The sequence below is a fragment of the Paenibacillus sp. Y568 genome (genome assembly GCF_059445545.1).
This window is the reverse complement of sequence record NZ_JCAIUM010000005.1, coordinates 17907-30372: the sequence shown is the minus strand read 5'-3', so window position 1 is coordinate 30372 and position 12466 is coordinate 17907. Positions and strand designations below refer to the sequence as shown.

9 protein-coding genes are annotated in these 12466 nt (G+C 39.7%); 7 read left to right on the top strand and 2 right to left on the bottom strand.

Annotated features, from left to right (window positions below; translation table 11 throughout):
- Positions 1–72: 72 nt before the first annotated feature.
- The 6 genes from AC1D7X_RS08755 to AC1D7X_RS08730 all read left to right on the top strand — a co-directional run bounded on the left by AC1D7X_RS08755 (position 73) and on the right by AC1D7X_RS08730 (position 9153).
- Positions 73–960, top strand: a complete 888-nt coding sequence (locus AC1D7X_RS08755) for a copper amine oxidase N-terminal domain-containing protein (RefSeq protein ID WP_495475037.1) — start codon at positions 73–75, stop codon at positions 958–960.
- A 433-nt stretch (positions 961–1393) separates the two neighbouring features.
- A complete protein-coding gene (locus AC1D7X_RS08750; RefSeq protein WP_495475036.1) occupies positions 1394–2839 on the top strand; it encodes a DEAD/DEAH box helicase in 1446 nt (481 codons plus the stop codon).
- A 54-nt stretch (positions 2840–2893) separates the two neighbouring features.
- Entirely contained in the window at positions 2894–3586 is a 693-nt protein-coding gene (locus tag AC1D7X_RS08745; RefSeq protein ID WP_495475035.1) for a thermonuclease family protein, read from the top strand.
- Positions 3587–3765: 179 nt separating this feature from the next.
- The gene (locus tag AC1D7X_RS08740; RefSeq protein WP_495475034.1) at positions 3766–6324 is read left to right on the top strand and encodes a DUF2339 domain-containing protein; all 2559 of its coding nucleotides are present in this window, start codon (positions 3766–3768) and stop codon (positions 6322–6324) included.
- The gene (locus AC1D7X_RS08735; RefSeq protein WP_495475033.1) at positions 6293–7582 is read left to right on the top strand and encodes a DUF3999 family protein; all 1290 of its coding nucleotides are present in this window, start codon (positions 6293–6295) and stop codon (positions 7580–7582) included. The genes AC1D7X_RS08740 and AC1D7X_RS08735 overlap by 32 nt, the downstream gene beginning before the upstream one ends.
- A gap of 215 nt (positions 7583–7797) precedes the next feature.
- Positions 7798–9153, top strand: coding sequence for a sodium-dependent transporter (locus AC1D7X_RS08730; RefSeq protein ID WP_495456412.1), 1356 nt, complete (start codon positions 7798–7800; stop codon positions 9151–9153).
- 387 nt (positions 9154–9540) lie between these two features.
- Here the strand turns inward: AC1D7X_RS08730 and AC1D7X_RS08725 are convergent, their stop codons facing one another.
- Positions 9541–10494 carry a TRM11 family SAM-dependent methyltransferase gene (locus AC1D7X_RS08725; RefSeq protein ID WP_495475032.1) on the bottom strand — a complete coding sequence of 318 codons (954 nt, stop codon included), beginning with the start codon at positions 10492–10494 and terminating at the stop codon, positions 9541–9543.
- 167 nt (positions 10495–10661) lie between these two features.
- Between AC1D7X_RS08725 and AC1D7X_RS08720 the strand changes: the two genes are divergently transcribed.
- Positions 10662–10988 carry a hypothetical protein gene (locus AC1D7X_RS08720; protein WP_495475031.1) on the top strand — a complete coding sequence of 109 codons (327 nt, stop codon included), beginning with the start codon at positions 10662–10664 and terminating at the stop codon, positions 10986–10988.
- Between the two features lie 94 nt (positions 10989–11082).
- On the opposite strand, the gene AC1D7X_RS08715 is transcribed toward AC1D7X_RS08720, so the two are convergent.
- Complete coding sequence (locus tag AC1D7X_RS08715) at positions 11083–12300, bottom strand: peptidase (protein ID WP_495475030.1); 1218 nt, start codon at positions 12298–12300, stop codon at positions 11083–11085.
- Positions 12301–12466 lie beyond the last annotated feature (166 nt).

Below are 12466 nucleotides of genomic sequence, written 5' to 3'. Positions count from 1 at the left end.
TTTGTATAACACTTCTATATGTAGTTGCGTCTAATATAATTAGAGTCTAAAAATGGAGGTTAGTGAAAGAATATGAAAAAAACGATAAGTACTTTATTAGTAATGTGTTTAGTATTTTTGTGTAGTTCAATACCAATATATGCAGGATCACAGGTTAGCCTTATTATTAATAGTGAAGTCGTTAGTTCAGATTCACCACCTGTGGTGATTGATGGAAAAACAATGGTCTCATTAGATTCCATGAGAAAGTTAAATCTTAATTTAGACTGGAATTCAAAAAATAAAACGGTTACGGTAACGACAAAGGCGAATAAGGATAAGATGGTTCTTAAAGTAGGCGAAAAAGAGGTGACATTTGGAGGGAATAAGATAAATTTGGAGTCGCCTGCTCAATTAAGAAATAAACGGCTTATGGTTCCTTTACGTTTTATTAGTGAAGCATTTAAAGCAGAAGTGAAATGGGTTAAAGATACAAACACAATTATTATTCATAGTGTCGATAAGATAAATACCTATGCTACCCTATATAAGGGCGATGATTTAGTCGCTGCTCGTAAAATAGCTCTATCACTTCCTATAATTGGAGAAAACAAATTCTCTTCGAGTAAAGAAATGTCATCTCATGCATTGTATTTCCGAGAAGGGGAGGTCTTGAGATACTACCATACATGGGGTAATTTAATTTCCTACTATGAGGTTAAAAATGATTTGAGCTATTTAGTTTGGGAAGGGGTAGCATCGATGGACGATGATACTTATATAAAAGAGAATGGGAAGAGACCCGCTGACAGAAATATCGATATTTATTTTGATCTTGCGAGAGATTCAAAAGATGTAGCCTATGGCAGAATGGATTCTAAAGATGTTTTAAGGGGCATGAGAGATGATAGTTCTAATTTTTTAGTTGGAATGGTTCATTCCATTCCTGACGAAATTCGAACTGATAAAGCTGTGAAATAAATATATCTATTAGATTGCAATAGGCGGTATTTAATTTCTGATGAAGCCGAGGGTAGCCTTATAAGCTAATTTCGGCTATTTCCCATGGAATCACTAAAGTATTTTCTCCTTTTCGAGTATAATGGGGAATATGTGATAGATGATTCGTGGAAACATATGTCCATAAGGGCTCTTACCCATAACTCGTGCTTGCAAAAAGATGGATTATGCTGAAACCTAGCGGAGGTGACGGAATTGTCTTGGAGAAGCGATAGCGTTCGCCTTTGCCCTCTGATTTCTACCGTGAACCGGTATATAATCAAGAAATCGGAGGGCAACAGCGATCGGAAGGACAATCCGTTATCGTAGCGGTCATTATAGATGGCTTTTTGTTAGCACTGGTTGTAGTGCTGAGCTTCCATAACAATAATTTTAGAATAGATGAGGTTACTACATGAGCGAGCAAAGTTTTAAGGACTATACATTAAGTGAAGAAATCGTACGAGCACTCGATAGCTTAGGATATAACAATCCGACTGAGGTGCAACGTGAAGTTATTCCAATGGCACTCAAGAGACAGGACCTTGTTGTGAAATCACAGACAGGGAGCGGAAAGACAGCATCCTTTGGAATACCGATCTGTGACTTGGTTGATTGGAACGAGAACAAACCACAGGCATTAATCTTAACGCCTACGCGTGAGCTTGCTGCGCAAGTGAAAGAAGATATTACGAATATTGGTCGATACAAACGGATTAAAGCAACAGCGCTTTATGGTAAGACCCCTTATGCGAAACAAACGGCTGAATTGAAGCAAAAAAGTCATGTGGTTGTAGGTACGCCCGGACGCGTATTGGACCATATTGAACGTGGTACGTTTGCGTTAGAACGCTTAGAATACCTTGTCATTGACGAAGCCGATGAAATGTTGAATATGGGATTCATTCAGCAGGTCGGATCGATTATTGAGAAACTTCCTAAAGAACGAGTAACGATGGTGTTCTCGGCTACGTTACCTCAAGATGTAGAGAAACTTTGTTACAAATATATGAGTAATCCGATGATGATTGAGATTAAAGCTACGGGGCTCACTACAGATACGATTGAGCATTCTTTATATGAAGTCAGAGAATCAGAGAAATTCGGCTTACTGAAAGATATTACGGTTGTTGAGAATCCGGATAGCTGTATTATTTTCTGCCGGACGCAGGAACATGTGAATCAGGTGACTGAGCAATTAACGAATGCCAATTATACGTGTTCCAAAATCCATGGTGGCATGATCCAAGAGGATCGATTCGAAGTCATGAATGACTTCAAACGGGGCCAATTCCGCTATTTAGTCGCTACAGATGTAGCAGCGAGAGGCATTGATATTGATAACATCACACATGTCATCAACTATGATCTTCCTATGGAGAAGGAAAGTTATGTTCACCGTACTGGAAGAACGGGTCGCGCGGGTAAAACAGGGAAAGCCATCACGTTCGTAACTCCTTATGAAGAGAAATTTCTGCATGAGATTGAGAGTTATATTGGATTTGCTATTCCTAAGAAAAGTGTTCCCACGAAAGAAGAAGTTGCGAGTAATAAGGATGCCTTCCAAGGCAAAATTGGAATTGAGCCTATCTTGAAGCAAGATAAGAATGAGCAATTAAATAAAGGGATTACCAAGCTATATTTCAACGGTGGAAAGAAAAAGAAGATTAGAGCGGTAGACTTCGTCGGTACCATGGCTAAGATTGAAGGCGTATCTGCGGATGATATCGGTATTATTACGATTCAAGATAACGTGTCTTACGTTGAGATATTGAATGGTAAAGGTCAACATGTCATTCAAGTGATGAAGAATACAACGATTAAGGGCAAATTATTAAAAGTGCATGTAGCGAATAAGTAGTCGATAAATCATCAATTAGTGAAGAGCTATCGCAGGAATAAGTGAGGAATGACGATGAGAATCTTTCTTTATATCGGTTTATTAGTCTCCATCTTCATCTCAGGATGTACCAATATGGGCACTGTAGCAAATGACGAAGACGCATTTGTTACCGAGATTGTTAGAGAATATCCTGAGTTGAAAGATAAAGAGTATGAGGTTACAACTATCAAGCGTATCGTTGACGGAGATACTTTTGTGACCAATTCCGGTCAGAAGGTGCGCATGATTGGTATGAATACACCTGAAGTATTTGGTGAAGCCCAATATTATGGGCAAGAAGCAAGTGACTTCAGCAAGCAACAACTGGAGAGCAAGACCGTGTATTTATTCAAGGATGTAAGTGACACAGATAAGTATGATCGACTGTTACGTTTTGTCTTTATAGAAGGTGACTCAGTCATGTTCAACGAAACCTTGATTGTTAAGGGATATGCGAATACGATGTCGCTTCCTCCTGATGTTCTATATACGAAGAGGTTTTCACTATTAAAAAGTGAAGCACAGGATAACCAAGTCGGATTATGGGGTAAACAAGACAAGATTAAATCTTGTAGTAATCCTAAGATCAAAGGTAATATTAATGCTCGGAATGAAAAAATATATCATGTACCCGGTGGTAAAAGTTATAACGAGACCAAAGCAGAGATGATGTTCTGTACAGATCAGGAAGCGGTCGCTTCTGGATTTAGAAAGGCAACTCAGTAAGGTTATATATCAAGAAGGCGCAGTCCAAGGCTTATAAGCTACGGACGGCGTCTTTTTTTGTTTGGTTGAGGTCATCACTCGCAAGACAAAAGAATAGTTACTTCCTAAATAATTCTATTTTTGATTGTTATATATAGTAAAATGGAAATATTACCATGAATCCACAATGGAGGGAACACATGAAGGAGTTCAAAGATCGTCTATTTCACATTCAAGACAGTCAGAACCAATTGACGAGAGAGGTTCAGATCTTAATTGATGAATATCAGACGCACGATTTAGTCCATGAGAATGAACAACTTCAGGAGCAACATAAGCAGCAGAAGGTTCGACTAACAACGTTACAGAAGAAAGTAACCCATTTGGAAGAAGAGAACGTGAAGCTCCGTACTTCTTTAACAGAGCAGATCGTTAACGAGAAATTGAATATCATTAACGTATCACGGGAGAAGTTTAATACCTATTTTGCAAATCGTGCAGACGGTCATTCGAATCGTCTAAGAGCCTTCGAGTTTCAGACAAAGACTGCGGTTCAGCGTCTCTTTGAGCGAACATCCAGGCACTTGAAGGAAGAGGAAGAAGAGATGGCGCTTAAGCTTACGCAGATCTCTGACGAGTTAAATCATAAGATTATGCTTCACCGTGAACGATTACGAGAAGATGAGCAAAAACTTCATCAAGTTGTAAAGGGTGGGTTAGATCAATTTGCTTCAGAAGAAGTAACCGAAGAAGTGATGCAGAAGAGAATCAAGCAGAATCAGTTCGAAATGAAAATCGGATTGAACTGGCTAAATAAGGTCGCTATCTTGCTTATTATTTTAGCTGTAGGCGTTAGTTTTAAATATACATATTCGACTTGGTTCAATGGTTATATGAAAGGCAGTGCCTTTTTCCTGCTTGGTGTCATCATGCTTGTGGGTGGAGAATGGCTATTCCGTAAGCAGAGACAGACGTTCGCCTTAGGGTTATTGGGTGGCGGTGTTTCTGTATTGTATGGGTCGATCTTTTATAGTTATTTTTTGCTCAAGATTATAGATATGAACGTGGGGCTATTGTTATCTGTATTAGTATCGTTAACGGCAGTACTGTTGTCTTTAAGGTATCACTCGCGGAGTATCATTTCACTGGGTCTTGTAGGAGGGTATCTACCGTTATTCTCATATATGTGGGCTTACGGACTTGAGGGGAATGCAGTATACGTGGCTATGGGTTATTTGTTCTTATTGAACGTATCCATTCTACTTGTCTCATTTAAAAAGCGTTGGGTCATCGTCAATTACATCAGTTTCTTATTTAATGTTCCTTCTATGATAGCTCTGGTGTGGTTATCGGTTAGCAATCCTATAAGTATGGGTTATGTGGGCATTACATTTGCGATGTATCTAGGTATCACGTTAGGATACTCATTTAAGTATAAGATGAAGTTGTCATGGTGGGATTTCACACTGCTGGCCTTAAATACGTTCATTAGTTGTGTGATGATGTATGTCTTGTTTGGTGAGCCGCACTTGGAGAATTTCCAAGGATTATTAGCATTGGTCTTCTGTCTTGTCTATATCGGGTTGGGTAAATTCGTTGAGAAGTTCATGCAGCAAGAGAAACAAACAACACTATTATTCTATGCCACATCACTTACTTTTGCGGTACTTATGATTCCATTCCAGTTCGGAGCAGAGTGGATTTCGATGGGTTGGCTTGTCGAAGGTGTTCTTTTAACAATCTACGGTAGTCTTAATCGGTTTAAGCAGTTAGAGAAAGTTGGCTGGGGCATTCTAACGTTGTGTCTAGGGGCATTCCTCTATGTAGATCTATTGGGCAATGTCTTATTGTTTGATTACAATGATACCTTCTATGTAATAAAATACAGCTTCGTCACCGCAGGAATGGTGGTGGTTACGTTATTCTATGCTGTTCAGCAACAGCGGGAGGGTAGACTCTTCAGTCGTCCGTATGAAGCTCAGATCGTTACGGTATTTAAATATGCTACGTTACTAAACGTGTGGTTTTATCTCCTGTATGAGATGGAGAATATGTATAATACATGGGTACCGAGAGAATTCAGTCATTATGATTTCTATAAATTCCTTTTAGTTGCGACAGTAACCATTGGGCTTGCCTACGCATTCTCTAAGGTTAAGGTGCTGTATGACCGCGTAGTGAAATACTACATGATGTTCTTATACGGGGTCGGTTACCTGGTATGTATCGTAGTTACATTAACTACCCCAGCATTACAGTCGAATTATGCTTATAACTCTGCAACGGAATATGTTGCATTGGGGATTTTAGTTGGATTTAATGTATTGGTATTCTTTAGCATACGTGAGGTGTTAATATCATTCCTTCGTCAGCAGTATAAGAGTATTGAGATCTATCCGGTAGCTCTAGGGGTATATTTACTGGGTATATTAACGTCTTTCCTAGTGGTTCAATTTCAGATGGAAGAGATCGGGTTGATCTTCAGTTTGCTATATCTATTTCTGGCTATCTTGTACATTACATTCGGATTCCGTTATAGATATGTGTACATTAGACGGTTCGGATTAGGATTGACGCTCGCGGCAACTGGGAAATTAATATTGAATGATCTGAGATTATTATCGACGGGTAGTACAATTATCGCTTATTTTACTTTTGGAATCGTATTGCTTGGTATTTCTTATGGCTATCAGAAAGTATCGAGCAGAATGGGGGAGACTCATGCGAATGAAGGAGTGGAAGAAGATTCGAAGAGCTAGTCTCATCGTGGCGGTAACGCTTTGGGTATGTACCTTCGTAGGCAACGATGTGATTGTCGCAACTGAGCAAGGTCAGGAGCAAGAATGGCGCTACTCGAAGGGGATTGAAATGCAGGGTGAAGGTCCATATCAGGCCTTTTTTCTAGATGAAGAAGTGTATGCTGGGGCAGATGATGATTTGCGTGACCTACGTATTGTCAATCATAAGGGGCAGTACGTCCCTTATTATATCGATAGTGGCTATGGAGAAGCTAAGGAGAAGACCGTAACGTATTCCTCTTCATTGGTCCATACAGCCATGAAAGATGGAGATTCTATATTGGATTATAAGATCACGCCAAAGGCAGAGAATGTGGATATTCAAGGGAATACTCTAACATTAGAGTTACCGAAGGTAGATTTCTTGAAGTATATTGAGGTGCAGGGCAGTTACGATGGCAACAGGTGGGAATTTTTAGATATTAATGGGAGCGAAATATACCGAACAGATCAATTGGTGAAGGATAGTATTCCACTGGGTACAGCTTACAAATATGAATATTATCGATTGATCGTAAGGAACAACGTGGAGAATTTAACCTTTCCAAGTTTACAATTGATTCATAATACGAAAGACTTCAAATGGATGGATTACAAGAAAGTTGGCGATGCATCCTTTGAACTGAAGCAGGAAGATGGGTTTACACAAATCGTTATAAACAATTCGAGTCGTCTTCGAATTAACGAAACACTATTACGAGTGGACAATAGTAACTTCACAAGGTCATATAAACTTTATGATGATCAGGGCATGAGGCTTGATACGGTTGGAGAACAAAATATATACAATATGGAATTTAAAGACTGGTGGATCAGGAATTATACCATCGCAACGGCGAGCTCAATCAGGAATCCTTACTACACAATACAAATTAATAATCTAGATGATGCACCATTAAGTATTACGGGAGTTGTAATTGAATATATCCTTGATAAGGTAGTGTTCGAGGATAAAGGTGAAGGCCCTTATACATTACTTTACGGGAATGCCTCTGCATCGGAATCCCAATACGATATTGTCAATTTCAAGATCCATATCGAGCAAGAAGGCGTTGCCGTTGGAAAGTTAAGTGAACAAGTGGAATCCCAAGTTTCTGCAACTGCAGACAAGGATCCAGCTTGGTGGCAACAACAGAGATTATGGTTTAATACCATTATCGTTGTGGTAGCTTTACTTTTGATTGTTTTATTGGTTAAAAAGATGAAGCTTAAGACATAGGGAATAACGATTGAGCCATATCGAGTATAGTTATGAAGGAGTGAACTCTAATCATGGGGTCGACTCCTTTTTACTATTGGCATAAAACAAAATAGAATAGCAAGGAATATTATAATATTCAACGTATACGGTTCGTATCTTTGTTTAGTATAATACGTGTGTTTAATAGAGAGATCCTAGTATTATGCTAAGGCTTATAACATCGGGGGGTAATCATGAAGAATTCGCAACAGGATCATCAGGATTTATCTAATGGTAAAGGGGAACGGTTCTCATCATCGGGATTTATACTTGCAGCGATCGGGAGTGCCGTCGGGCTGGGTAACATGTGGAAATTCCCATACATTACAGGACAATACGGTGGGGCTGCATTTTTTTTACTATTCATTGTATGTTTAGTGATTGTAGGTCTGCCTGTCCTTCTCGCAGAGCTTGCAATTGGTCGAGGTGGCCGTGGAAGTGCATCCTCTTCTTTTGTTAAATTAAGCGGAAAAAAAATATGGGGCGGATTAGGCATGATTTCGGTGGTAGCACCATTTGTCATCTTGTCTTTCTACGCTATTGTTGCAGGATGGACTCTTCATTATGCGGTGCAATCGTTTAGTGGTAAATTAGTTCCGAATACAGATTTCACCGTCATGTTCAATGGATTCATGGATAGCAACTCGCCAATACTTTGGCAGGCCATCGTATTAGTACTTATAGGCGCTGTAGTGGTTAAAGGGGTTTCTGGGGGAATTGAGAAATTCAACAAGATTCTAATCCCTGGAATGTTTATTCTACTAGTTGCATTAATGATTCGCGCTTTAACATTACCAGGTGCAAGTTCTGGTGTGTCATTCTTTCTTAATCCTGACTTTTCAAAACTAACAACCGAGTCCACGCTTGTAGCGTTAGGGCATGCATTCTTCTCATTATCCCTTGGTATGGGGACCATGATTACCTATGGTTCTTATGTCGAGAAACGTCAATCACTTGGAACGGCAACATTAGCTATTGGAGCAGGTGATCTTCTCTATGCGCTTATCGCCGGGTTGATTATTTTCCCGACCACTTTTTCTTTTGGACTAAATCCTGGACAAGGCCCGGGACTCGTATTTATTGCATTGCCTGCTGCATTTTCAGCGATGCCCTTCGGCTCCATTGTTGGGGGTTTCTTTTTTATCTTGCTAGCTATCGCAGCGTTAACCTCAGCAGTGTCATTGTTAGAGGTACCGGTAGCATACGCTATGGATCGCTTTGGATGGAGTAGAACTCGGTCCGTATGGATCTTTATTGTCGGATGCTTCATATTAGGTGTTCCTGCTGCCTTGTCCTTGGGAGTTTCACCAGGGTTAACCTTCGGGGGTAAGCCATTCTTCGATTGGATTGACTTTGTGGCTTCTAACATATTGTTACCGTTGGGAGGACTCATGGTCACGATATTTGCAGGATACTTCTGGAAGGGTGTGGCAGAAGAAGCAGGCCTCACTGCAGTATGGTTTCGTTTATGGTTGTTCATGTTGCGATTTGTCGCACCGATCCTAGTTGTATTCGTATTCCTTCATTCAGCTGGAATTATTAAATTCTAGGGGCTGATGATCTCCATATAAAAAATCCCGAATCCTGATTTAAGGATTTGGGACTTTTGTTGTTTAAGGACAATAACTAACACGACTAGGTTGGATCCTAAAATCTAGTCGTATTTTCTGTGAATAGGAGGAAGAAAGCAGTAGTGAATAAGTTCTAAGTAAAGGTGTCCATATGATATGGGCATCTCTTTTGTGATTACGTTTTTCAAATATGATCATAATAATCTATATAGTTCATCTATAATTGGAATTAAATATATGATTGCTTTACATTTCTCTTTGGATAGAAGCGACCCAACAAGCTCATGGCATATGGTTTGGACAGGAATTGGGGAGATTGTCGGGATTGGATCATCCAACTATCCTATTTCGACGTGGTGGAGAACATTAGGAACAGACAATAATTTGTCTGGAGAATGATCTTTTTTTGGCTACACATCGATCTTGAATTGTAAAACCTGCTTCTTTAATCATGTCATCAATGGTTTCAATTGTAATAATAACCACCTTAGTTGTGAAACGGCGGGCATTCTTAAGGAGAGATAATTGTTCCTCGGGTGTTGTTGTAGAGAATAGATTGTAAGGCATATCAATGATCGCTACATCGTACATCTCAGATACGTCGGAAATGTCGCCAAAGGTGACTTCACCTACATACCCGAAGTGAGCAATGTTCTCTCGTGCACCTTGGACGATATGTGGATTAATGTCACGGCCTACAATGTCGATGCCCATGGAGAGAGCTTCTACTAACACCGTTCCGATCCCACAACAAGGGTCGATTACCTTCAATCCTACTGGTTCTGGAGCAGCAATATTAGCCACAGCTCTTGCGAGACGTGTACCTAGAGCAATCGAATAGTTACGCGGCTTCTTCATATGAAGGAACCATAGAGCATCATTTTTTCGGTATTTGCCGAAATACCAGCGACCACCTAAGGCAACAATGCCAAAGACATGATCTGGGTTGTGTACATCTGCTTCCCCCTCAATATGGAGGCCTAAATCGCGTTCTATGAGACGTCTATCCTCGTAGGATATTTTGTCGGCTGAAGAAAGGTCATTAATCTTAATGAATATGACTTTGAATGTCGAATCATGAAGAACAATCTCTTCCACTTGCTTCAGAATATCGGACATTTGATCGCCTTCGTACATGATTTCTATTTGTTCTTTAATAAATGGACTTCGATTTGGATCGATATCCATGGAGCTCTTCATAATATAGGAATCAGTTTCCATCCCAAATAGGGAGCGCATTTCCAAGCTGTATAAAGATTGCTCATCTGCACTACATGCAAAAGTATATATAAATTCCGGTTGTTGAATATTTTGTTTCAATAATTTCCCATCCTTCATAGCATCTAATAGATCTTTCTCCTCAACCATATCCGTAAAAGTCTAGAAAAGCAAAAAAAATGCGAATCCGAAGGTAGTAGCATGGTAAGATGAAAGCAAACAAGGACATGATCCTGTATCAATAGATCACGAGAATGGAGAACGATGGTATGAGTCGAATGGATGAGAAAAGAGCTGCACAGTTACTAGAGAAATGGATATCCGTATATGATATGGACGATGCAAAGGCCTGGGAGAAGGATGAATTCCCTTTTATTAAGGAAACGTCCAAAGCCATGAAACTCTCGGTCCAGGTATTAAGAGGTAAATCTGCGGTCAAGGGAGCTCAACTACAGGGAGCGGCGGCACAATTAATGGAGTACGTCGATGAATATGGGATGGATAGTCCATCGGAGTGGGAACCTGAGAATGTACCTTTTGTAAAAGAGGTATTAGAAGCGATCCACTTTACGGTTGCTCTGTTTAAGAAGAAATAAATAGTCATTATTTATATGGTTATGACATGAAAAAGAAAACGAGCTGATCTCAATAGATCGGCTCGTTTTTTTAATATACTGGCATGTAACATGATTACTGAGGCAATTTTATATTGCCAGAGGTTACGACGACAATTTCAGCATTTGTGATCCCTGGTAATGATTTAGTCATTATTGGGGAATGGTAAGCGACAATTTTCGTGCCTGCACTCAATTCATTTCCACCCATATCTGCAATTACAGTTGTATCATCTGTAATGTTGAGAATGACATCATTGTCGATACTTGAGTCTGAACCGACGTTAACATAGACTTGGCCTTTCGTTGTTTGCTCAGTTTCAACGATGGTGCCTTCAACTTTATTGGTTTCTGTTTCTTTCACAACTATTTTGTCAGCATGCGTTTGAGCTGGATAGATCATCGTCATTACTTCACCATAATAAGCATCGACACGAATGTCTGTTTTCAATGCATCTAGTGTTAATGAAGTTCCATTCTGGTCAACGATTTGAGTGTTCTTATCAACCTTCAATATCACATAGTTCACTCCACCTTGCTCCATAGGACTCCCGATCACAGTGAACTTGTTATCTTGGATATTCGTTATCACGCCAGATGTACCAGGAGCTTTCGCTGGAACCGTTTCTTCAGCGGTAGTGTCTACCACGACATAGTTCGTTGTGGATTGAGGAGGAAGGCTCATCGTCACAGCAGGGCCATAGAATGCTTTGATAGTCATACCTGGTTTGATCGAACTTGCTTCAATGGTTTTTCCATCTTGGCTCATGATCTGTGCACGGTCATCAAAGTGAAGTACAATACTATCTTCCAATTCGGAATAGATATCTTTTCCTGTAACCGTGATGCTACTGTCATTAACATCAGATACTGTTCCGTTAATTCCAGTAAAGCTCTGGTCTTTAACAATCAGGGTTAGCGCTGTTCCTATTGCTGGAAGGCTCTTCGTAATCTTAGAATCGTAGAATGCTTTTACAACCTTTTTCTCATCAATAATCGTTTTTAAAGGTATTATTTTTCCTTTAGAATCAATAATTTTAGTGTCTTTTGTAATGGATAGAATGATTTCGTTTTGATCAGCGAAGCTAAGGCCGCGGCCTGTTACTGTAATAAATTTACCTGTTTTATCGTTCGCGAAATTGGTTATTTGACCCATTGTACCAGGAACTATCTTTATTGTAGATTCTTGTCCATATTGAATTGGCGTGGCCACGTCCTGTGCACTTGCTGCCACCGGGATAGCTATCATTGTTAGGATAGATGCTGTTGTTAATACTTTTAACATGTGGTTCATGTTGTCATTCCTCCAATGGTTTTTAGAATGTCATAATGGATTAAATTTCTATTCGGCTTACATCATCTTAGACGGTAAGGTACATTAAAATGTTGCAATATCGTATTTTATCATAAGATGGAGCCAGTAATATTGAGGAGGTTTGGAGGAACCATTGTGAAAGAGA